Origin of the sequence: Cobetia crustatorum (assembly GCF_000591415.1) — a bacterium.
Classification (GTDB): domain Bacteria; phylum Pseudomonadota; class Gammaproteobacteria; order Pseudomonadales; family Halomonadaceae; genus Cobetia; species Cobetia crustatorum.
Genome location: NZ_JEMF01000015.1, coordinates 1 through 23,239, shown reverse-complemented (window position 1 = coordinate 23,239; position 23,239 = coordinate 1). Strand labels below are relative to the sequence as shown.

20 protein-coding genes and 2 pseudogenes are annotated in these 23,239 nt (G+C 55.7%); 12 read left to right on the top strand and 10 right to left on the bottom strand.

The features are described 5' to 3' along the window. Positions 1-66: 66 nt before the first annotated feature. The 4 genes and pseudogenes from BF12_RS21530 to rdgB all read right to left on the bottom strand — a co-directional run bounded on the left by BF12_RS21530 (position 67) and on the right by rdgB (position 4,472). On the bottom strand, positions 67-1,653 hold the full coding sequence (locus BF12_RS21530) for a 23S rRNA (adenine(2030)-N(6))-methyltransferase RlmJ (protein WP_024951030.1): 1,587 nt from the start codon (positions 1,651-1,653) through the stop codon (positions 67-69). 251 nt (positions 1,654-1,904) lie between these two features. Next, on the bottom strand, positions 1,905-2,567 hold the full coding sequence (locus BF12_RS0103315; RefSeq protein WP_024951029.1) for a YiaD family glycine zipper/OmpA-like lipoprotein: 663 nt from the start codon (positions 2,565-2,567) through the stop codon (positions 1,905-1,907). An 86-nt stretch (positions 2,568-2,653) separates the two neighbouring features. Next, complete coding sequence (gene hemW / locus BF12_RS0103310; protein WP_024951028.1) at positions 2,654-3,853, bottom strand: radical SAM family heme chaperone HemW; 1,200 nt, start codon at positions 3,851-3,853, stop codon at positions 2,654-2,656. Then, a pseudogene (rdgB, locus tag BF12_RS18480) lies at positions 3,853-4,472 on the bottom strand (RdgB/HAM1 family non-canonical purine NTP pyrophosphatase). Before rdgB ends, hemW begins: the two are co-directional and overlap by 1 nt. Before the next feature lie 488 nt (positions 4,473-4,960). Between rdgB and BF12_RS0103300 the strand changes: the two are divergent. The 7 genes from BF12_RS0103300 (at position 4,961) to BF12_RS21010 (ending at position 10,924) form a co-directional block, all read left to right on the top strand. Continuing rightward, complete coding sequence (locus BF12_RS0103300; RefSeq protein WP_024951027.1) at positions 4,961-5,599, top strand: LuxR C-terminal-related transcriptional regulator; 639 nt, start codon at positions 4,961-4,963, stop codon at positions 5,597-5,599. 579 nt (positions 5,600-6,178) lie between these two features. Beyond that, the gene (locus BF12_RS0103295; RefSeq protein ID WP_024951026.1) at positions 6,179-6,862 is read left to right on the top strand and encodes a LuxR C-terminal-related transcriptional regulator; all 684 of its coding nucleotides are present in this window, start codon (positions 6,179-6,181) and stop codon (positions 6,860-6,862) included. Continuing rightward, the gene (locus tag BF12_RS0103290) at positions 6,862-7,371 is read left to right on the top strand and encodes a CsgE family curli-type amyloid fiber assembly protein (RefSeq protein ID WP_024951025.1); all 510 of its coding nucleotides are present in this window, start codon (positions 6,862-6,864) and stop codon (positions 7,369-7,371) included. Before BF12_RS0103295 ends, BF12_RS0103290 begins: the two co-directional genes overlap by 1 nt. Positions 7,372-7,450: 79 nt before the next feature. Continuing rightward, positions 7,451-7,864, top strand: a complete 414-nt coding sequence (locus tag BF12_RS0103285) for a curli assembly protein CsgF (protein ID WP_024951024.1) — start codon at positions 7,451-7,453, stop codon at positions 7,862-7,864. Positions 7,865-7,892: 28 nt separating this feature from the next. Further along, on the top strand, positions 7,893-8,729 hold the full coding sequence (locus tag BF12_RS0103280) for a CsgG/HfaB family protein (RefSeq protein ID WP_024951023.1): 837 nt from the start codon (positions 7,893-7,895) through the stop codon (positions 8,727-8,729). A gap of 345 nt (positions 8,730-9,074) precedes the next feature. Continuing rightward, positions 9,075-9,563 carry a hypothetical protein gene (locus tag BF12_RS21525; protein WP_084487953.1) on the top strand — a complete coding sequence of 163 codons (489 nt, stop codon included), beginning with the start codon at positions 9,075-9,077 and terminating at the stop codon, positions 9,561-9,563. Between the two features lie 251 nt (positions 9,564-9,814). Further along, the gene (locus BF12_RS21010; RefSeq protein WP_024951021.1) at positions 9,815-10,924 is read left to right on the top strand and encodes a hypothetical protein; all 1,110 of its coding nucleotides are present in this window, start codon (positions 9,815-9,817) and stop codon (positions 10,922-10,924) included. Positions 10,925-11,096: 172 nt separating this feature from the next. On the opposite strand, the gene BF12_RS0103260 is transcribed toward BF12_RS21010, so the two are convergent. The 6 genes and pseudogenes from BF12_RS0103260 to BF12_RS18470 form a co-directional block, all read right to left on the bottom strand. Then, a complete protein-coding gene (locus BF12_RS0103260; RefSeq protein ID WP_024951020.1) occupies positions 11,097-11,417 on the bottom strand; it encodes a hypothetical protein in 321 nt (106 codons plus the stop codon). Positions 11,418-11,724: 307 nt separating this feature from the next. Beyond that, entirely contained in the window at positions 11,725-13,305 is a 1,581-nt protein-coding gene (locus tag BF12_RS0103250; RefSeq protein ID WP_246116467.1) for a bifunctional aminoglycoside phosphotransferase/ATP-binding protein, read from the bottom strand. A 166-nt stretch (positions 13,306-13,471) separates the two neighbouring features. Further along, positions 13,472-14,764 (bottom strand): glutamate-1-semialdehyde 2,1-aminomutase, encoded by a 1,293-nt coding sequence (gene hemL, locus BF12_RS0103245; protein ID WP_024951018.1) that lies wholly within the window; start codon positions 14,762-14,764, stop codon positions 13,472-13,474. A 225-nt stretch (positions 14,765-14,989) separates the two neighbouring features. Continuing rightward, positions 14,990-15,874, bottom strand: coding sequence for a bifunctional hydroxymethylpyrimidine kinase/phosphomethylpyrimidine kinase (gene thiD, locus BF12_RS0103240; protein WP_051510702.1), 885 nt, complete (start codon positions 15,872-15,874; stop codon positions 14,990-14,992). A 10-nt stretch (positions 15,875-15,884) separates the two neighbouring features. Further along, complete coding sequence (hemJ, locus tag BF12_RS0103235) at positions 15,885-16,316, bottom strand: protoporphyrinogen oxidase HemJ (RefSeq protein ID WP_024951016.1); 432 nt, start codon at positions 16,314-16,316, stop codon at positions 15,885-15,887. Positions 16,317-16,467: 151 nt separating this feature from the next. Further along, positions 16,468-18,218: pseudogene (locus BF12_RS18470) on the bottom strand (chloride channel protein). Between the two features lie 229 nt (positions 18,219-18,447). Between BF12_RS18470 and argC the strand changes: the two are divergent. The 5 genes from argC to BF12_RS0103205 all read left to right on the top strand — a co-directional run bounded on the left by argC (position 18,448) and on the right by BF12_RS0103205 (position 22,667). Then, positions 18,448-19,491: an N-acetyl-gamma-glutamyl-phosphate reductase gene (argC, locus tag BF12_RS0103225; protein ID WP_024951015.1), complete on the top strand. Its 1,044-nt coding sequence runs from the start codon at positions 18,448-18,450 to the stop codon at positions 19,489-19,491. Positions 19,492-19,672: 181 nt separating this feature from the next. Further along, positions 19,673-20,026: an iron-sulfur cluster insertion protein ErpA gene (gene erpA, locus BF12_RS0103220; RefSeq protein WP_024951014.1), complete on the top strand. Its 354-nt coding sequence runs from the start codon at positions 19,673-19,675 to the stop codon at positions 20,024-20,026. A gap of 235 nt (positions 20,027-20,261) precedes the next feature. Further along, on the top strand, positions 20,262-21,023 hold the full coding sequence (locus BF12_RS0103215; protein ID WP_024951013.1) for a transporter substrate-binding domain-containing protein: 762 nt from the start codon (positions 20,262-20,264) through the stop codon (positions 21,021-21,023). Between the two features lie 146 nt (positions 21,024-21,169). Then, positions 21,170-21,841: an amino acid ABC transporter permease gene (locus BF12_RS0103210; protein WP_024951012.1), complete on the top strand. Its 672-nt coding sequence runs from the start codon at positions 21,170-21,172 to the stop codon at positions 21,839-21,841. A 79-nt stretch (positions 21,842-21,920) separates the two neighbouring features. Continuing rightward, positions 21,921-22,667, top strand: a complete 747-nt coding sequence (locus BF12_RS0103205; protein WP_024951011.1) for an amino acid ABC transporter ATP-binding protein — start codon at positions 21,921-21,923, stop codon at positions 22,665-22,667. Positions 22,668-23,239 lie beyond the last annotated feature (572 nt).

Here is a 23,239-nt window from a genome sequence, read left to right as displayed (position 1 = left end):
GCTTGATGATGCATTGAACATCACACATCACTGGGGAGTCATGTGCATGGCTCCTGGATCAAGCCATCAGGGCTTGCGCGGTCCACGCGGCTTGCCACGTCCCTTGCCAGCATTATGCTCGGCCTGCTCACGCAGCGCACGAGCTTCGCGCGCGTCCAGCGGCTTACCAACCTCGGAAGTGCCTTCAGGACGCTTCTTCGCCGCGTATTTTTTCGGCAGCTTCGTGGTGCTGCTCGGGTTCACCTGACCATCACGACCAATCGCAGGCGTGCTGCGCATATTGACGCGCGTCGCCCCCTCTCTGCGGTCGCTCCCCGGCATGCTGGAAGACCAATCGCTCCAGCCTGACTTGTCCTTGCCGCCCGCTTCGCCCTTGCCACGCGGACGGGCCGGCTCAGCATGAGAGGACGAACGTTCAGAAGGCTTGTCACTGACACGCTTTTCGCTCGGTGCCGAGTGACCATGTACCTGGTCCTTAACCTGCGCCTTGATGCTTGTCTTCGGCTTGGCAGTCGCCGAATGGCGCTTACCCTTGGATTTCGGTGTCGCGCTGTCGGTACGCACACGCGGCTTGGCCCAGCCTTCCCCACGCTTGAGCTTCTCGCGCTTGGGCTTGGCTTGGGTCACCTCAACTTCAGTGTCGCGCTTGACCTTCTGATTAAGCTTGCGCAGCGTCAGAAGGCGCTCGCGCGGCATGGCTTTGGGCTCGCTACGCGCACGCGCGACTTCTTCCGTCAGCCACCAAAGGCTCTTGTGCTCGACAGCGACCGATTGTGGTGCCGGCAAGGCGCCCTTGAGTACCTCGACCACTTCCTGCATGGCGGTGGTAAAGAGACGATCAAACTGCCACGGCGGGTTGATCACCAGCATGCCAGACCCATACATGCCGTGCTCGCCTTCCGGCGTATCGATGAGCAGCTCACTGCGCCACATCGGCGCGGGCGACTGCTTCTTGAGCCGCTCGAGAAGATCATGCTGACGTCCTGCCGGCAGCATGGGATACCAGATCATGATGGTCGCGTGGCGCGACTTGCGCAGCGTCTCTACCACGACTTCTGCCACATCACGATATTCATTCTTGAGCTCATAGCTGGGGTCGATCAACACCGCCACACGCGGCGTGGTGACCGGTACCGCCGCCAACAGACCAGAAAGACCGTCCTGCTGGCGACGCATGACCTTGCCAAGGCTGTCACGCTGAACCGGCGCCTGATCAAAGTGGTAGATCTCACCCGGGTGCAGTTCATAAGCCAACAATCTGTCACCGCGACGCAGCGACTGGCTCAGCCACCACGGCGAGCCAGGATAGACACTTAGCTCACTGGCATTGTTCTTCCCGGCATCCGGCTGCATGTCGGCCAGACGGGCCAACCAGCGAGCAATTGGCTTATCCGTCGCTCGCTGCAACATGTCACCGCTCTCACTCAACCATCGGCTGCGTGTCTGCCACAACGGCAGAACACCCTGCTCGTACTCACGCAGTTGTTCTGTCTCGCGTGCCGCCAAGGGATACCAGCCACGACCTGCGTGAGTGTCTATGAACGTAACGGGAGACTCTTTACGTAATAGCTGTTCTGCCAGTGTATTGGCTAGCAGATGCTTGTGCAGGTCGGCAAAGTTACCTGCGTGATAGGCGTGCTGATAGGCGAGCAAGAGCGCCTCCTTGATACGGCAATGTCTGCGACGCCTTGCAGGTCGGCAAACGGAAATCTGGGGGCGGCGTTAAGGGAAGGCCACCGAGGGGGCTGAAGGATAGCAGAGATGGCTCACCATCACCGGAAAAGCCATGCTTCATAGACAACAAGGCCCGCGCCGGAGCGCGAGCCTTGTTGTCATATCTTTTGACTTCGATGCATCACTTTCACATCACTGCACCTGATGGCATGGCGCAGTACTGGTAGCGTTTAGCTCTCCAGCGGGGTCAGCGTGATTTCGACACGACGATTCTGGGCGCGACCTGACGTCGTATCGTTGGATGCTACCGGGCTGGCTTCGCCATAACCGCGCATGTTCAGACGATTGAAGGCGATACCACCACTAGCCAGATAGTTGCCTACCGATTGAGCGCGGAGCTCGGAAAGGTTCTGGTTGTAGTTGCTGGCGCCCGTGGAATCGGTGTAGCCGGCAATGTTCACGCGAGTCTCATCATATTCCTTGAGGACGGTGATCACGCCATCCATGACCGGCTGGATCTGGCCGGACAAAGTGCTGGAATCGGAGCCGAAGGTGACATTGGACGGCAGATTGAGAATGATCTGATCGCCGACACGCGTGACGCTGACGCCAGTGCCCTGGAGCTGCTGACGCAGCTTGGATTCCTGTACATCCATGTAATAGCCAATACCACCACCGGCGGCAGCACCGGCGGCAGCGCCGATCAGCGCCTTGTCGAGACGGTGGTTGCCGCTCTTGGTAGCACCGGCAATCGCGCCAACCACAGCGCCAATACCGGCGCCTTTGGCTGCGCTGGAAGTCTGCTGCTCATTGGTATACGGATTGGTCGTGCTGCAACCCGCCATCGCAACGGCAGCTGCCAGCGGCAGTGCCAGGAGTACGGACTTCTTCATGGTAACGCTCCCTATCTTCACTCTCATGAAAGGCAAAACGACAACCGCCTACTGCGGTTATCAAGGTGTTGATCATGCCTGATCGTTCAGGCGTCGAACATGGCCAGCAGGTCATTCAAAAACAGTAACCCTTGAGGCGTAGCGCATAATCGCGAGGCATCCTCTCGGATAAGGCCACGTTCACGTGCCTGACCTAGTGTCGGTTCAAGCACCTCAGGACCCAGCCCAGTAGTGCGCTGCAGCGTCGCTAAACTGACACCGTCAGTGAGTCGCAGGGCATTCATCATGAATTCCAGCGCTAAATCGTCACGAGCAATATCCTGCTGGCCGGCAAGGAATCCGCGCGGATCCTGCATCCTACGTAAATAGGCGTCAGGCTGACGACTCTTCCAACGACGCTGAAGCCGTGGCAGGGCCACCAGTTCTCCATTGCCATCTGCTTCCAATAGAGTGAGCTTGCCATGTGCGCCAGCACCGATGCCAAGATAGTCACCAAACTGCCAGTAGTTCAGGTTGTGGCGAGATCTACGACTCTCAAGCGCGTAGGCTGAAATTTCATAGCGTTGAAATCCCGCTGCTTCTAACTCGGCATGGCCGTGATCCTGAATATCCCACAGCAGATCATCCTCCGGCAGTACCGGCGGACGTGAATAGAACTCGGTATTGGGCTCCAGCGTCAGCTGATACCAGGAGAGATGGCTAGGCCCCAACGCCAAGGCACGCCGAATATCATCCAACGCCGTTTCCAGTGTCTGTCCCGGCAATCCATGCATCAGATCGATGTTGAAGTTATTGAACCCTGCCGCTTGCGCACTGGCAACCGCACGCTCTGCTTCCTCGGCCGAGTGGATACGCCCCAGCACGCTGAGCTGCTCCGGCTGGAAAGTTTGCACGCCCAGCGATAACCGATTGATTCCAGCGGCACGGTAAGCGGCAAAGCGTCCCTGTTCAAGCGTACCAGGATTAGCCTCTAGCGTGATTTCACAATCAGCAGATAGCGTCATGCGCTCGCGGATGCCATCAAACAGCCGCTGATAGGCCTTACCGCTCAACAAGCTGGGCGTGCCGCCGCCAATGAATACGCTATGCAGTTCACGCTCAGGCTGATCTTCAAGCAACTGCAGGTCTTGATCGAGGTCCATCAGTAGAGCAGTGATGTACTCCTCTTCCGGCAAACCCGCGTCACGCCCCACACCGTGGGAGTTGAAGTCGCAATACGGACATTTGCGCACACACCAAGGCACATGAATATAGAGCGATAAGGGGGGCAGCATTTCGGCAGACATCACGTACGCTCACGCAGCTCGGAGAGCGCATCAAGTAGCTGGTGCATAGCGCGGCCGCGATGGCTTAGGCGATTCTTGGTCGCAGCATCGAGTGCCGCGGCGGTCATGCCCTGATCAGGTAGCCAGAACAACGGGTCGTAGCCAAAGCCGCCTTCGCCAGCAGGGGCATTCAATACACGCCCCTCCCAACTGGCCTGCACGATGATCGGCACCGGATCCTCGGCATGACGTAAATATACCAGCACACACCAGTAACGTGCCGTGCGCTCTGCTTCGGGCACACCCTCCAAAGCGGCTAGCAGTGCGGCATTATTATCATCATCCCCTTGTCCTTGCTGACGACGTGCCGCAAAACGCGCGGAATAGATACCCGGCTCTCCACTCAATGCATCTACTTCAATTCCCGAATCGTCAGCCAACGCCGGCAGCCCCGTGGTATGGGCAGCATGGCGCGCCTTGATCAAGCGTTCTCGACAAAGGTCAGCCCCGTCTCGTCAGCGTCGCTCACTCCCAACTGCCCCTGAGGAATCAGATCAATGCTCAGCGGGGCGAGCAGATGGGAAAATTCGCGCAGCTTGCCAGCATTGCCACTGGCCAGCACGAGAGAGGAAGCGGGCATGAATATCTCCGAAGTTATCACTGGGGAAGGTAGCGCTATTAATGACATCAGTACGCGACGATGCAGGAGGTAATGCCACATTCTACCGCGTGAGTCCGATGCGTACACGCGAGAGACTGTGACCATGGCAGATGAGGCACCTACCCCCGAGGACTTATGAAACTCATGCTTCCAGTCTTGGCCTCATGCCGACCGATACTCCCGATTAACCTCAGTAATAGCTCATGCCTGAACAGGGTTTTTCTGTGTCTGATGGCTAACGAGTAGCCTCTCGACCTTAAGAATCACGCATAACCCATTGATTAAACATAAGATTATTCATTATCTAAGAATCTATCTGCTTTATGCCATCTAACACTATAGAGATCTGCAACCCGAGGGTGATGCTTGGCTAGACTATAGATGGCCACTGGCCAACTTTTTGATCACTCTGCTTATCAGCATATTAATGATGAGACGGCCCCACAATTGCACGGCAGGAGAGCCCCATGTCCTCAACCAGAATCCTGTTCGTGACGGCTCCCTCGCCACAAACCGAACTTTTCGTCGATTACCTTCGTGAGAAACTGCAGTGCGACGTGGAAGCATGCGATCACGAGGCGCTGCTCCCTTCCGCGCCCTGTCTAGCCTTGATCGATAGTGCCCAGTGCAACCTTACTCAAATGATACGCTGGGGAGGGATCGACAAGATCGCTGCATTCAATGTTGAGCATATCGATGACGCTGTATCTTTATTGTTAAATATTCCTTTTATTGGAATATTTTATCGTCATGACAGCCTTTCACAGATTAGTCAGGGAATAGAAAAGATACTCAATAACGAAATCTGGCTTACTCGTAGCATGATGCAGACACTGATTCGGCATTATCGCCAACAACAACAAATTGCCTTTCATCCGGTCATGGGGCTTACGCAGCGTGAATTGGAAATACTGTCCCTCATTTCCTCGCAACAAAGCAATTCAGATATTGCTCAACGATTGATGCTTAGCCAGCACACTGTCAAGTCACACCTATACAACATCTTCCGAAAAATCAGAGTCCACAATCGTCATCAGGCCATCGAGTGGGCTCACGAGCACCTTAATTTTTACATCCCCCAGCGATCCTCTCATCCAGAAACATGAGGCCAGTGAGTTATTCGGGCTGAGTCTATCGCACGAGACATTGGCACACATGATGAGATCACTGTCTTAATTTCATGCATCACACGCGTAGTAAGTACTTCACTTAGCAGGAATTAACTCCTCACATTCTCCATGTGCGTCGCATTTTCGACACAGGCAATCACCCTAGATACAAAAAGACAACCTGGCTTACAGGATGACATTGAATTGATGCATTCTAGTACTAGATGTGTGGTACCTTTGACCTACACGAAGCCCTGATTAAAAAAGCGCAATGGTCTGGTTTTCTTGCACTCCAGAGAACGACTACCAAGACTTCCTTTTATCTTTCAAAGTTTACGCACTGTTTTTCCTGCTCTTTTTCCAAGCCAGGTATAAAGTAGACGAGAATGGATAAATTGATTAATTTAGCAAGAACTGATTAGAGGTTGCCTTATCTCCACTATCGAGTAATCCTATATAGGTGCTCAGCGCGTAATGCCCGACGTGAATGAGTACCGCCTTACAGGTTCAATCCGATCACGCTTTAGATATGGCTCCACCAAGAAAATAGGTACGACAACTCAGAGGTCTCGCACCATGATTACAGGGAATGCAATGGTGCTGCTGGTGACTGACTGCAATCCGCAGTCGGCGCTGTTTATGGATTACATTCGCCAGCAGCTTGAGTGTCAGGTGGCTTCCGCAAGCCCCGACGAAGACTACACACCTGGGCAGGCAGATAGAACAATCGTGCTGCTAGACACCGATCATGTCGATGAAGGCACGATGCAGCGCTGGGATGCAGATGCAAGCCAGGATGCCAGTGCCGAACTGGCCGCCATCAATATCAGTGATGAAGAAGAAGCTGCCAGCTTACTGGTCAGTACTCATCTCCAAGGTGTGTTCTACCGCCAGGATAGCCTATCGCTGATCAGCAAAGGCATCGCCAAGTTGCTGGAAGGCGATATGTGGATGTCTCGCCCGTTGATGACGCGCCTGCTGGATTTCTATCGCCGTCAGCAGCTCAATGCCTACCGCCCGGTCTGTGGATTGACCCAGCGCGAGGTAGAAATCATCGGCCTGCTGGGTACCGGTGCATCCAATACCGAGATCGCCGATCAGCTGTTCGTCAGTGAACACACGGTCAAGTCGCATCTCTATAATATCTTCCGCAAGATCAAGGTTCATAACCGCATTCAGGCGATGAACTGGGCGCGTCAGAATCTGGCCATGCCGGTTTCACGTACACCGCGCATTGCACGTCGAGCTCAGATGTCGTGATGGGCATGGTCAGCCGCCATGCACTCGCCTGGGGATTGACGCTCTGCTATATGTCGACCGCCTCCGCGCAAACCGCGCCGGAGGTGGTACGACCGAAGGTCTCGGTCGCCAGCGAGCATCAAGGATCAGATACTCAAGGCGAGGACGGCGTTGCGATCACGCAGACACACCCCACACTTAGCGATGGCCTGAGCGGGGTAATGATTGACCGCACCATGACCATGATAGGCAAAACCTTCTTCCGTCAATTCAGTCAGCAGCGTCTCGATAGCCCCGTGCTACGAAACACGTCGCTGAGTATTCACGAGCGTCCTTCGGCACGCTGGGGAAGTCTTATCTGGATAACGGAAGGCAATACCGTGCTGTATGAAGCGACGTTGCCTCCAAGACTGAACGATGTCGATCTCTATGCGAGTTCAGCGGTAGCAACCGTTTCCGACCAATTCCTGCGGCGCAAGGTACTTGATGCACTGCGCAACGATCCTGATATGGCCGGCGACGAATTTTGATGTACTGCAGACCGAATCAATAATAAATGGGCTCCGGTGACGGAGACCCTAACAATACGCAAGGGAACAGGGGAACATCATGAAGCATCAGACACTTGCCGTGTCGTTGCTGCTCTCGGCGATGCCGCTATATGCCGGTGAGCTCATCTACCAGCCTATCAATCCAAGCTTTGGCGGTAATCCGCTAAATGGCAGCTACCTCCTCAATAAGGCTCAGGTTCAGGATACTCATGACGATCCTGATGCATTTGCCTTCGATAGCCTTTCCGATACACAGCTCTTCATCAATGACCTTCGCAATAGCCTGGTCTCCGATGCCATCACCGATGCCGTCGATGCTGCTGAACCCGGACGCTCAAGCGTAATAGACAGTGCTCAATTGCGCATAGAGGTCGTCAGTAACGGCAATGGAGGCTTCTCGATGCAGGTCCTTGACCGCGCAACCGGAGAAACCACCGTCATCAACCTTGGTACGTCAGGTAACACTTTCTGACCTCGACTTCTGATGAAGGGTATCGCGAATGAAGCTGCTTTCTTCCCTGCTGGCTGTTGCTGGCCTGGCGCTCTCCGGCTGCGCCCCAATGGTAGCCAACACTGATGGCTTGGCGGGTGTACCCAGCACCTTGATGCCAAGAACTTCCACCTATAGTGACTTGATCAACCTGCCGAAACCGGCAGGGCGTATCCCTGTCGCCATCTACGATTTTCGTGATCAAACAGGTCAGTATCGTCCTGCCCCGGCAAGTACCTTCTCTACTGCTGTCACTCAAGGCGGCGCCGCCATGTTGAGTGCCGCGCTGGCAGACTCTGGATGGTTTATTCCGCTGGAGCGTGTTGGGCTTCAAAATCTGCTGACCGAACGCAAGATCATCCGTGCCAATCTAGAGCGCACAGGTCGCAGCAATGACCTAGAGGCACTCCAGGCTGCTAATCTGCTCTTCGAGGGAGGAATCATCGCTTTTGATTCCAATGTGAGAACTGGTGGCTCCGGAGCTGAGTACTTCGGCATTGGAGCTTCGGGGCAGTATCAGGTCGACCAGGTGACCATCAATCTACGTGCCGTTGATATCACTACCGGTCAGGTGATCGCCAACGTCAATACAAGCAAAACGATCTTCTCTCGTGAGCTTCGTGCCGGCGTCTATCGCTTCATCGACTTCAAGCGCCTGCTGGAAGTCGAAACCGGCTATACCAACAACGAACCCGTACAACTGGCCGTCATGTCTGCCATTGAGTCTGCCGTCATTCACCTCATTGCCCAAGGGGTAGATCGCCAGCTGTGGGCCTTGGCAAATCCTGCCGAGATGCAGCAGTCAGAATTGATGGACTATCTGCAGGCACCAACGCCCATGCTGTAGCCCCCCGTTGTATCGATAGGTCTACGATGAGGGCGCAGGATAACGAAGAAAGGCACCTTTCCAGAGGTGCCTTTCTTCGCTCTTATATATAAACAAAAAATAATGTATTAATATAAAATATAATGAATCATTGACGGCATTAGATATAGCATACCAAGATGATTATCCCTTCCCTCAACATTATTGACTCACTCCTCACTATTCATCATTAACGTACTACTTTTTTCAATACGCTAAAGTAAGCTTCTCCTCACTCTTACAATCCTGAAAAGGGCTGATGGCGTACTGCTCTGCAAAGGTCAATAGTTAGTACCAATAAGAATACGACCAGGATGGGCCTTCGCCATGATTCAGGGACACAAGCAGTATCATAGAGTGTTGCAGGCAGGGCTATTTTCCTTATCGCTTTCCGCCAGTCTGTCTGTGATAGCCAGTGACTTGGCTGTCAGCTCTGAACTTGAACATGGCCGCTCAGTGTCCTCGGTCAACCAGCAGGGCTATTACAATACTGCCGATGTTCATCAGCAAGGTGCTGCAAACTATTCACTGATAGCCCAGCAAGGTTCACTCAACCATTCGCAAATAGTGCAGCGAGGGAGGAGTAATGCTGCTCAGACCCTACAGGCCGGGGCGCTGAATGAAGCCAACATTCTCCAGCAAGGTCAGTATCACGATGCGCTGATTCTTCAACAAGGAATCTCGCAAACGGCAGCCATTCAACAGACGGGCATCGGCGGTAGCGCTGCACTCATCCAGCAAGGCAGTAGCCAGATACCAGTCAGCATTACACAGCATGCTCGTGGCCGCATGCAAGTACAGGTTATTCAAAAATAATGCCAAGTACATACCATTATATACGCGACGCTCTGATCCTGGTTGCCTTTTCATCGAGGTGATTATAAAAATCACATGATGGGGAATTGGAAAGTATAACAACAGCATTATCACTAAAAGAAAAACAGTTTGCAGTAAAGCATGGTGGTCATGATCATCGAAGGGGTGAAGCACGATACCATGTGATGGGGATGTAATGTAGTTAATAATAAAAACACAAATGACATAATGACTAATACAAGGGAACACACATGAAAATTCAGATGAGCCTTCTCGCCGTCGCTATCGCCTTCTCCTCGCATGCCATGGCTGATGGTAATAACTCTGATCTCGATCAGATCGGCTTCAATAACCAGGCAGAGATCGCCCAGACACCGAGAGACGGTGGTAACAACAATAGTAATCATCGCAGTGATGTTGAACAGACGGGTGTTTACAACAAGACTTCTGTCTATCAGAGCGGTGTCACCAGCACGGTCCGGATCAATCAACTCGGGGGTGGTAACAAGACAACCGCTGAGCAGTATGGCAGTACTGAAAGAGGATTCATCGATCAGGTCGGTGCACTGAACACAGCGAACCTGCATCAGAAAAGCTTCAAAAATACAGCGCGCATCAGTCAGTCAGGATATCGCAACCTCTCTAACTCATCACAAGGTGACAGTGGCCCCAATTCCAGCGGTAAGCACAATGTGCTGAGTGTCACGCAAGAAGGCGGCTTCAATGTATCGACGGCAACCCAAAGCGGCAGCTATGAAAGAGCTCGCGTGGCGCAGGCCGGCCTCATGCATGACTCCGATATCCTGCAGGACGGCGAGAATAATCGTGCGAGCGTCAGCCAGGAAGGTCGCTTCCACAATTCTACGGTCACCCAGACCGGCACCAACAGCCAAGCACTGGTCGTCCAGACTGGCTCTCGCATTGACTCCACGGTCACCCAGAGTGGCAATGAGCAGCGCGCCCGCGTCATTCAAGGCGGTAGCTCCCATGACTCATTGGTCACACAGAGCGGGTCAGCCAACACCGCCCTCGTGACACAGTCTGACATGCTGCAATACTCCGACATCAGCCAGTCTGGTAGTGAGAATCTGGCCGTCAACACTCAGAGCGGTTACTTCAACCTCGCCATCGTGGAGCAGACTGGCACCAACAGTGACTCCTTGATTACCCAGACGGGTCTCAACGATCATGCTCGCGTACAGCAGTCCGGTAGCGGCCAGCGCTCCGATATTCTCCAGCAAGCCGGTGGCTTCATGAGCTTTGCCGCCAACCGCGCTCACGTGGTTCAGACTGGCGCAGCCAACACGTCCAGCGTGACCCAGACCGGTGGTGGCAACATTGCCAACGTGATGCAGTACTGATCATTCACTCACCGTCTGACATGTTTTGACAGAACCCCGCGTACGCGGGGTTTTTTGATTCAGGCAAGCCGAACTGGAACATGACATGCATACCGACAAGAAGGCCGCTGACAGTCATGCCAGCGGCCTTCTTGGTGATTCAGAGAATCAGTCGAGCGTCACTCTTTCACCATCACTTCGTAGCAGGCGTCAGTGATTGCTTCGGGAACGACTGACGGTAGCTTGTGAGGCTCTCATCAACCATCTTGCGCCCCTTGTTGATCTGAGCATTACCACTGCTGATACGCGACTTGCCCTTCTTGATCTGCTTGTTGCCCTTGTCGATCAATGACTGGCCCTTGCGCACATTGGCTTCACCATCGTTGACCAGATCCTCACCGCCGACAACCTGTTTCTCTCCGGTCGCCACCAGCGTGTTACCGCTTTCCCAACTATCGGCCATCTGGTCACGGACTTTCGCAACGGCCTTGGCTTCATCAGCTTGGCCGCGCATCAGATCTGCTGTTGTGGGCTGGTTAGAGCAACCCGTGAATAAAACAATACCGAAAACTGCGACGGCTGTACGCATTGCAAAAAACTTACGCATATAAAAATTCCAATAAAAATCAGTAACCTGAAAAACAAGTGGCAATGTTGAATACCCCTGCTGATGGGCTGCTGTTGAGGGGTGGGTGAGAAATAAGAAGCTCAGGTACACATGACTTGATACATGAGCTGACCATGCACCAGGTCATGCATCAAGTCATGCGCCAGATATGCCAGCTCAGCTGTCATATCTGGCGTCAGAACCATAAGCAGAGCTAGTGCAGACGAAGCTGCTCGCGAATCAAGCGGACCAACGTGACGTTGGCATTCGGGGCCGTGGTATCGATGTGAACCAGTTGGCCGTGCTCCTCTGCCGCGAAGGGCTCTCGGTTAGCCAACTGTTTGTCGAGTACTTCCAAGCCAGCCTCAGAAACCTCACCGCTACGCCGACTACGCTTGATGATACGCTGACGTAGCGTGTCGTCATCAGCCTCAAAACTGATCATCAGTACCGGCAGACCACGGGCCTCTGCCTCATGACGCAAACGGTCACGCTGCGCTTTCTTCAAGCAGGTCGCATCAATGCAGACCGGAATACCAGACTCGAGCAACGTAGCGGATAAAGTGGACAAGCGTTCGTAAGTCGCGTGCGTCGCGTGTGGCGTATAAATACCACCATTCAGGTCAGAGCGAGTGTCATCATCAGCGGAAAATCCGTAAAGACGCTTACGCTCTACATCGCTACGAATCCGCACTCCTCCCAGCTCACGTACCATCTCTTCAGTGAAACGACTCTTGCCACTGCCTGATACGCCCACCCCGATAATCATGTAGGGGAAACGAATCTCGCTATAGCGCTCCGCCAGTCCGATATAACGTTCGTACTCCGCCTGTACATCGGCACGGTCGGCGTCACTTAGCTCCGGTTGGTGATAACGAATCATCGCTACCTTGGCACGAATGAGCGCACGATAAATCTTGTAGTACGGCAGCAAACGCACCAAAGAGTAGTCACCGGATAACTCGAGATAACGATTCAATGCGTGATGTGCAAAAGCGGGTTCATCACGCGCCTCGAGATCCATCACCAAAAAAGCCAGATCGCAGCCGACATCATTCCAACGAAGCTCTTCGTTGAACTCGATTCCATCAAATAACAGTGCACGGCCTTCGTGACGCACCGCATTACCCAGATGAATGTCACCGTGGGTTTCACGCACGAAACCTTCCTGCCAACGCCGCTCGAACTCCGGATTGAGGCGCTGGAAGGTTTCTTCTGTCCATTGTTGAAGCAGCCCAAGCCGGCTAACCGCCTCACCATTATTCGCAAGCCGCGGGCGAATCAGCTCGAATTCATTATCAATGGTACGGCGAACCATCTGTGGGCTGCCCAGGTCGCTATCGCCCTGGATACGTTCAGCCTGCTCGTGGAAAGCCACAAGCTGATCGACTAGATCGTCCAGTAGCTCAAGCGATAGCTCACCACTGGCCTGCAAGGCACTAAACAGATGACGATTGGAGAACTGGCGCATTTTTACCGCATACTCAAATACCGCACTCTCATCATCCATCCGTGGCGCTTCCGGTGTACCGGAAATAGCCACGGTATCCAGATAGAGAGAGGGTGCCAGACGACGGTTAAGACGCACTTCCTGCTCGCAAAGATACTTGCGCCGCTCCAGTGTGGAGAAATCCAGGAAGCTGCCAAAATCTACCGGCTTCTTGATCTTGTAGGCGTAATCGCCGGTTAGCACGATCCACGAAATATGGGTCTCGTGCACCTCGACATCCTTCACGGGGTGATCGAAGCATCCGGCAGTGTGAAGGGCTCGAATCAGGGCCTGGCTCAAGGTCATCTCCGCTAAGGCAAGCTGGCTATAAGGTCATTAGCGCAATCGCTATCGTTGGCGGCAAGTGTACCGGATGGTAGCCCAACCGGCAGCACGTCGATCAGACCGGAGCCAGCACTGACACACGTACTGGCTCACATGCTGGCCCAAACACTCGCTCAGATGCTGCCCATTAGACGCTGGCAGTCATCTTTGCAAAAACGCGCTCAGCCGCGTCTAACGTGGCCTGAATATCCACATCGCTGTGAGCTGCCGACATGAAACCCGCCTCGTAAGCAGACGGTGCCAGATAAATACCTTCATCGAGCATACCGTTGAAAAAGGTCACGAAATCTTCCTGACGGCAGCGAGTCGCTGACTGGAAGTTACTCACCGCCGACTCATCAGTGAAGAAAACACCGAACATGCCGCCCGCGCGCTGAGTGATGAGGCGAATACCGGCAGCACTAGCACGCTGCTCAAGCCCTTCACACAGCATCTCAACCTTGCGAGTCAGTTCGATATGAAAGCCCGGCACACGCAGCTTGCGTAGCAACGCCACGCCTGCGGCCATCGCCAGCGGGTTTCCTGCCAGCGTACCGGCCTGATAGACCGGCCCCAGCGGTGACAGATGATGCATGATCTCGCGCTTGCCGCCGAAGGCGCCGACTGGCATGCCGCCCCCGACGATCTTGCCCAGGCAGGTCAGATCCGGCGTGATGCCGTAATGCGCCTGAGCACCACCCAGCGCGACACGGAAGCCCGTCATCACCTCATCGAGGATCAGCACGCTGCCATGGGCATCACACACTTCACGCAGGCTCTCCAGGAAGCCCGGCACCGGCGGAATGCAGTTCATGTTGCCGGCCACCGGCTCGACGATGATGCAGGCGATCTGATCACCCAGCTCGGCGAAGCAACGGCGCACACCTTCGGCGTCGTTGTAGTCCAGCGTGATGGTGTGCTCGGCAAGCGAGGCCGGCACACCGGGCGAACTGGGCTCACCGTGTGTCAGCGCACCAGAACCGGCCTTGACCAGCAGCGAGTCAGAATGGCCGTGATAATTACCCTCGAACTTGACGATCTTGTCTCGCCCCGTGAAACCACGCGCCAGACGAATTGCCGACATGGTGGCCTCGGTACCCGAGTTGGTCATGCGCACCATGTCGAGGCTAGGCAGCATTTCGCAGATCAGCTCAGCCATCTCTGACTCGATCTCGGTTGGCGCACCGAAGGACAGACCGCTCTCGAGACGCTGGCGCACGGCTTCCAGCACATCTTCATCGGCATGACCGGTGATCATCGGTCCCCAGGAGCCGACGTAATCGATATAGCGCGTGTTCTCGACATCAAACAGATAGGCGCCCTTGGCATGATCAATGAATACCGGCGGACGATGCAGTCCCTTGAAGGCGCGAACCGGGGAATTGACGCCACCGGGAATATGGCGGCTGGCGCGTTCGAACTGGGCAGCGGACGTGGTCATGACATACCTCTTGAAAGCAGCGGCAACATGGAAGCCGCAAGACAGGAAACGGGAGGAAGAGACGCGGTACGTAAAAAGGGGGTGTGGATAATTCAGTGAGCCGCATCTGCCTCATGTGAGGCCATGCAGCAGCCACGCTCGACACGTCACCCCTTGTGGATAGATCTCTTCCCCATGATGGGGACAGCTTAACGCGAGAAGAGGGAATGATGCAGCTGAAGCTGGCTATCGCCAAGGTAGGTACTGGGCATTCATCAGGCTACCGCGCAGTTGACGATCATGGCCTGCCGCAAGGCTCTGCCAGGTGGCCTGTTGTGCTTCATGCCAAGCGGGCTCCAGTGACATACCCTGTGCCAACCGCACCGCGAGATGTGAAGCCAGGGTGCAGCCACTGCCGTGATAACTGCCAGGTAGACGCGGGCAGTCCAGCGAAAGTATTGGAAGGTTGCGGCGATATAGATAATGCAGGATGTCTGTGGCTTGCGCTGCGCTCGCCTGCTGCTCACTGGCCAACGGGTCAGTCCCCGTCACCAGCACCGCGCCCACTCCCATCGCCAGTAGCCGTTCGACCTGAGCATCAGCTCTGTCATCAGCTCTATCAGTACTGGCATCAGTGCTGGTACCTGCTGTCAGGCCACTCAAGCGCACCAACTCCACACGATTGGGAGTCACGACATCCACGCGGGACATCAATGTCTCGCGCGCCAGCTCGATCAGCGATTCGCTGGATAGCTCACAGCCACCGCCAGCCTTCAGTACCGGATCCCACACGACGGGCAGCATCGGCCAACGCGCTCGAAGCTCATCGATCAACGCCACGGCGGCGACCAATGACTCATGACTGGCGAGTAGCCCGATCTTGAGCGCCTGCGGGCGAAAGTCGTCGATTAGCGCACGCGCCATGCCCAGTATCGACTCGCCGGATTGCGGCATGACAGCCCTGACATTGCAGGAATTCTGCACCGTCAAGGCTGTGGGTACCGTCAATGCCCAGCCACCGCCAGTACGAATCGCCTCGCTATCGGCGATCAGCCCGGCACCACCACTGGGGTCGTGGCCTGCCAGTACCAGTACGTAGCATGGCGTCTTTTCAGACTCGAGACTGGGCACTGACATTACCTCAGAACGGTTTGACGATGACGCAGATGACGATCACGACCAGCATCAGCACCGGCACTTCATTGAAGAAGCGGAAGTAGCGCGACGTCTTGTGACAGTTATCCGCCGCCAGCTTCTTCATGTAGAGGCCACAGGCGTGGTGATAGCCGATCAGCAGTACGACCATGGTCAGCTTGAGGTGCATCCAGCCCATGCTCATGAAGCTCGGCACCAGTGCCAACAGCCAGATACCCAATACAAGGGTCGCGATCATCGACGGTATCATGATGCCGCGGTAGAGCTTGCGCTGCATGGTCTTGAAGTAAGCAATCGCCTGACTATCACCGGCGTCACGCGCCTCGACGTGATAGACGAACAGACGCGGCATATAGAATAGGGCCGCAAACCAGCACACTACGGCGATCAGATGAAAGGCCTTGATCCACAAGTACATGGGATAACTCCGTCAGTCAGGGGCGGAAAGGTCGGGATGAGGTCTGTCATGAAGGGCTGTCACGTCCGAGCACGACAAGGTGCCATGTTCGGTGCCGGACGCCCATGCGGTATCGAGTCACAGGACGTGGCGTCATCGAGACTACACCCCTTCAAGGGGTATAGCGGTAGTAACTCTCGATGGCATCCCGCGTGATGATACCGGAAATCTTGCGAATCATAGGCGCGGTGGTGTGCTCTACATAGAGAGCATCAATATTGGTCGGCAACAATCGCTCATAGGCTTCTGATAGTGTGGCCTGCAGATGGATGGGCGCGAGATCCAGGCGTTGGGCGGGAATCTCGAGCAGATCAAGCTCTTCGTGTTCACTCCAGTGTTCATCCATCAGAACACGCACTAGATCCGCAGCCGGCAGCGCGACCATCGGCTTCTCCGGTGTCGAACGTATTATCACCAGCCACACCGGCTTGCTGTCGAGCAGCGCACGCGCGCGCTCACGACTGATGCGCCGTGCCACGCTGACCACCGAGCGCTCCATCACGGCAGGCACCGCAACACGTGATAGTGCTTGCATCAGAGGCTGCTGCAAAGGATGCAGGCCCTGCGCTGTCAGCGTCGAGATGAAGAACCCCTGACAGCGACACAGCTGGCGACAGGTCAAGCCCGCCACCACTACGGCCAGCATACCGGGCAGAATGATGGTCGGTGAGTGAGTCAGCTCCAACAGTGCCATCAGTGCTGCCAATGGGGCCTGCAATACCGCCCCCATCATGGCGGCCATCCCCAGCAAGGCATACAGCGCGATATCGGAGGCCTGTTCCGGCAAGATAAGACCACCGAGCATCCCCATCAACGCCCCTGCGGCAGCGCCGGCGACCACGACGGGACCAATGATGCCGATCGGTACACCGCAAGCCACGCACAGTGCCGACAGGACCAGCTTACCGACGACCAGTGCCAGCAGCACGTCCAGCGCCAGCTGGCTGTCGAGCAGCTGAGCCAGACTGTCGTAACCGATCCCCTGCACCTGCGGATACCACCAGGCAACGCCTGCGGTCGCGACGCCCACCAGCGCCATGCGCATCCACCATGGCAAGCGAGCCGCTAGCGCCTGCTGGCGCGCAAGATGCACGAAGCCTCCCGCTAGCAAGCCAATGATCAATGCCGTGATTATCACCCAAGGCAGATCAAGCAGTGAGTGCAGTAGCAGCGATGGCACCGCGAAGGCCGGTGCCGAGCCGTAAAAGATCTGGGAGACTACGGCACCGGCGGTAGAGGCCAGAATCACCGGCATGAAACCAGTCAGGGTGTACTCCATCATCACCACTTCCATGGCAAAGATGACCCCGGCAATCGGCGTATTGAAAGAAGCAGAAATACCCGCAGCCGTGCCGCAGGCAACCAATACGCGCAGGCTGTTATTGGGCAGCTTCAGCCGTTCACCGATCCAGCTGGAGGCTCCTGCCCCAAGATGGATCGCTGGTCCCTCGCGCCCAGCAGACAATCCGCCAAGCACGCTCACGACTCCCACCACGACCTGATTGAGCCAGCCACGCAATGGCATCTTGCCTGATGATAGGTGAGCCGCTCAATGACATGCCCAATACCTAGCTTGCGCTGAGCAAGCGGCTGGCGACCGAGCACAATGCCAATCACCAGCACTGCCAGCAGTGGCAGCAGGGCACGGACCCAGGGAGCAAGGCCCTCGAAATTTTCCGGGTTGTCATTCGGCATGAACCCCAATGCCCCGGCGCTGAGCAGCAAACGAAAGCCGACCATCAATGAGCCGGTCAGCAGGCCCGCGACAAGGCCCAGCAAACAGAGCTGGGGAAGGGCATCGACAGCGGCAAGCTTGCGCCGGAAATTATCGAGGCTGGGGCGAGGCAGATGCGGGCGCGTCAAGCGTGACACTCACGACTCCTTGGGTGCACAGTCAGTTGCATCGAGACATCCGTGTTGGCAGCGCATTACTGCCCGCCTGACACCTTGTGTATCATATCGACTACGGCTCGTCGCGACCGTGCGCAATACAACACCTCGGGGAGAACATAACGCAACCCCCGGCACGACGGCGCTGGCACACGGCATCATCACGTATCAACAGGACACCGCTCATAGGCGGGGAGGCAGCATGATCAAGGTAGGCATAGTCGGTGGCACCGGTTACACCGGAGTGGAGCTTCTCAGGCTGCTGGCCAACCATTCGCAGGTCGAGGTGACAGTGATCACCTCACGCAGCGAGAAGGGGATGCGTGTCGATGAGATGTACCCCAATCTACGCGGCCACTACGACACACTCGCCTTCAGCGAGCCTGATCCCGACACACTCGCTGCCTGTGACGCCGTGTTCTTCGCCACGCCTCATGGTGTGGCGCATGCGCTGGCGGGTGACCTGCTGGCACGTGGTACTCGTGTGATTGATCTCTCCGCCGACTTCCGTATCAAGGACGCTGACGTATGGGCCGAATGGTACGGCCAACCGCATGGTGCGCCCGAGCTGCTGGGTGAAGCGGTCTACGGGTTGCCGGAAGTCAATCGCGAGGCCATCCGGGAAGCGCGCCTGATCGCAGTCCCCGGCTGCTATCCGACCTCTGTGCAACTGGGCCTGATCCCGCTGCTGGAAGCCGGGCTGATCGACACCAGCAATATTATCGCCGACTGCAAGTCAGCCGTATCAGGTGCCGGGCGTGGTGCCAAGGTTGGCTCTCTGCTGTGCGAAGCCGGTGAGTCCATGAAGGCGTATGGTGCCTCTGGCCATCGCCATCTGCCGGAAATCACCCAAGGATTGGATCTGGCCGCTGGCAGCGCGGTGGGCCTGACGTTCGTGCCACATCTGACGCCGATGATTCGTGGTATTCACTCCACGCTCTATCCGCGCTTGATGAATTTCTCGGGTTCACTGGAAGATCTGCAAACGCTATTCGAGCAGCGCTATGCTGATCATCCGGCTGTCGACGTGATGCCACTGGGTAGCCATCCTGAGACGCGCAGCGTACGCGGCACCAACATGTGTCGTCTCGCGCTGCATCGTCCGGGCAATGGCGATACTCTCGTCGTGTTATCGGTGATCGACAACCTGGTCAAAGGCGCGTCGGGGCAAGCGATCCAGAATCTCAACCTGATGTTTGGCCTGGACGAGGTGGCTGGCATCAATGCTCCGGCGATGATGCCCTGAGGCAGACTTCGCTGCCTATCTACGCCCGCATGCCCTGCTCATATTCTGCTGATAAAGCATCGGATCAGACAAAGTTGACCCTTTTGCTCGGATATAGGGATAATAGGCAACATTCTCTCCTCTATACCGTGCCGGGCGTTCACATGAGCGTCCGGCCACCGACTCCTTCCAGGAGGCCCGCATGAGCGAAGCACAAAGCTTCATCCCCACGCCGTTGTTTCTCTCCGAGGCCGCCAGTGCCCGGATCGCGGCGCTGCGCGCGGAAGAGGCCAACCCGAAACTGCGTCTCAGGGTCTATGTCACCGGTGGCGGCTGTTCCGGCTTCCAGTACGGTTTCGACATCGCCACCGATCTCAGCGACGACGATACCGTAGTCGAGCTAGGTGAGGCTGCCATCGTGATTGACCCACTGTCTTATCAGTATCTGGTTGGCTCAACCATCGATTACGAAACCGGCTTGGCTGGCGCACGCTTTCTGATCCAGAATCCCAACGCCACGAGTACTTGCGGGTGTGGTTCCTCCTTTATGGTGTAGGAAGCCCCCCACCGCCAAGCACCACCCTCAACACCCCTGCCTCGGCCCCCCCGAGACAGGGGTGTTTTTGTATTGGCTTAATGCGTGAATATCAATTAACCATCAGTACATTAGCCTTTGCCGTGACGCGCGACATAGGTCGTGCGTCTTCATCGTCAGGCTTGACGGGGGACCATTGGTCTGGCCAATCTAAAAGCGCAACATCCTAAAATCTAAATATAAGAGGACGATGTCAATGCGCAGACCCCACCTGCTAGCCTCACTTTCCGGACTTGCCGCGGCGACTCTGCTCGCTGGCACAGCTCAAGCCGTTACCTTGAAAGCTGCGACTGATCCCAGCTTCGTACCCTTCGAAATGCTCGACCAGGATAGCGGCGAGATGGTCGGCTTCGATATCGATATTCTTAACGCTATTGGCAAGCGCGCCGGCTTCGATATCGATCTCAAGACCATGGATTTCAATGGCATCATTCCCGCCGTACAGACCGGCAGCGTAGATGTTGCCATTGCTGGCATTACTATCACCGATGCCCGTGAGAAGATCGTCGACTTCACTCAGCCTTATTATGATTCCGGGCTACGCGTACTGACCTCCTCCAACACTACGGCAATCGAGGACTTTGACGACCTGGAAGGCAAGAAGATTGGCACCAAGATTGGCTCAACCAGCTATGACTATCTGAAAGCCAATCTCGACGATGCTACCGTCACGCCATACCCGGGCAGCTCCGACATGTACATGGCATTGATGTCCGGTAGCGTCGATGCCGTTTTCTATGACGCACCCAATGTAGGCTATTTTGCCAAGACCAAAGGCAATGGCCGGGTCAAGACTGTCGGCCCTCTCTATGAAGGCCAGCAGTACGGTATTGCGTTCAGACAGGGTAGCGAATGGACCGAGGCTGCCAATGAGGCGCTGGCCGAGATGAAGACTGACGGCAGCTACGCCGAGATCTACCAGAAGTGGTTCGGTGAGCTTCCCGCAGACAGTCAATAAGGCCTACGCCTGACAAGCTCTGCCTTGCGGCATTTTTCTCTCGCCATTCAAGCATCGTCGCTGTAGTGCAGCGGCGATGCCTGTCTGCATGACTCTTGCGCTCTGTGAGTTACAGAGTGTGAGGATATCGCGTCAAGGAGCCCGACGTGGACGTTCAGTTCCAGTTTGACTGGCATGCGGCATTCGCCTCGCTGCCGTATCTGCTTGAGGGCATTCCCTGGACCCTCGCCATTTCCTTCGGTGGCCTCGCCATCGGCTTCGTACTCGGCATTCTGTTTGGCTTGCTAAGCCTCTCACCCAGTCGCCTGTTGCGCTGGGTGGCAACCGCCTATATCGAGATATTCCGCGGCACTCCCGTACTGGTCCAGGTGCTGTTCATCTTCTACGGTCTGCCGCAGATCATCGGGGGTCCCATCGATGCCCTGACCGCCGGTATCGCGGCCATCGCGCTCAATTCCGCGGCCTATATCTCCGAGATCGTGCGTGGTGGCGTGCAGTCCATCGCGCGCGGGCAACGCGAGGCCGGACTGTCACTGGGCCTTTCCACCCCCCAGACCTTCCGCTACATCATCTGGCCGCAGGCACTGCGTCGCATGATCCCGGCGCTCGGCAATCAGGGGATCGTGTCCATCAAGGACACCTCGCTGTTCTCGGTGATCGGTGTCGGTGAGCTGGTCCGTCAGGGCCAGATCTACATTGCCACCACCTTCAATGCGCTGGAAACCTACTTCATGGTCGCCATGCTGTATCTGGTTATCACCATGAGTCTGTCCTTTGCACTGCGGATGCTTGAGCGTCGTGGGCTGGTGGGGCAATGAAAAAATATTCACTTTGCCTCCATCTTCATCACTTCTTTTCAGCCATCCATCCGGCTCGCCTAGCGGCCAGGAGTGACTCATGACTGCCATCGTGCACATGGACAAGATCAACAAGCATTTCGGTAACCTGCATGTTCTCAAGGACGTTGAGCTGGATGTCGCTGCCGGCGAAGTCGTCGTGATCATCGGGGCTAGTGGCTCCGGAAAATCGACACTCATTCGCTGTGTGAATGGTTTGGAGGCCTTTCAGGATGGCCGTATCGAGGTCGATGGCCATGCACTCGCTGCGCACGGCAAGAGTCACAATGCCCTCAAGGCAGTACGAACCGAAGTTGGCATGGTCTTTCAGCAGTTCAATCTGTTCCCTCACATGAACGTACGCGACAACGTCAGCCTCGCACCCATCAAGGTACGTGGCACTGATCGCCCCGCAGCCGAAAAACAGGCCAATGCACTCCTGGAGCGGGTCAATATCCTTGAGCAGGCTGACAAGTACCCCGGACAGCTGTCCGGTGGACAGCAGCAGCGGGTGGCGATTGCACGCTCACTGGCGATGGAACCCCGCTTGATGCTGTTCGATGAGCCCACCTCAGCACTCGACCCCGAGATGATCGGCGAGGTCCTCGACGTAATGCGTGAGCTGGCCCGTGAAGGCATGACGATGATGATCGTGACGCACGAGATGAGCTTTGCCCGCGAAGTCGCTGACCGAGTCATATTCATCCACCAGGGCGCTATCGTGGAGCAGGGGAGGCCGGAAGAAATCTTCGATCATCCGCAACATCCTCGAACTCAGAGCTTCCTTGCGCGAGTGCTCAAACACTAGGTCGCCGCGAGAAAACATCCCAGATGAGGACCATCTGATGCCCCGATTCCTGATCGGGGCATTTTTTTGCGCGCTAGCGGGGCTCCCCCTTGGCGTAAACCTCGTCATTCGCATGAATATTTTCGCTTCTATTAAATATATTTTTTATTTTCAGCCAATAAAAACGAACGAACAAACGTTGCCTTACTCGTCTATCGTCACGTGTCAGATGGCGCTCTTCGCATGTCGGGCGCCTGTTTACTCGCCTCCACGCTCGCTTTATCACTTCGCAGCAGAGCCACATTGATCGCCATTCAGCGTGTGAGGACGGTAAAGCACACGCCCTTCCTACGCTCCCATCCTGGAATCACGGCATCCACGATAGTGCTTTGCCGAATCACATCCCAAAACTATCCACAAAATACTTGTCGTCGCTCAATCGGCACCATTCAAGCGGTCTACAGCACTCCACTCACCGGTTATCCCAGAACTGTCTACAGACTTTGCCATGAAGAAAGAATGTCATTTGCCTCTGTGGACATTTTGCGGCATTATCCGCGACCATCTTGGCGTTAGGCCATGCAGCACTAGGG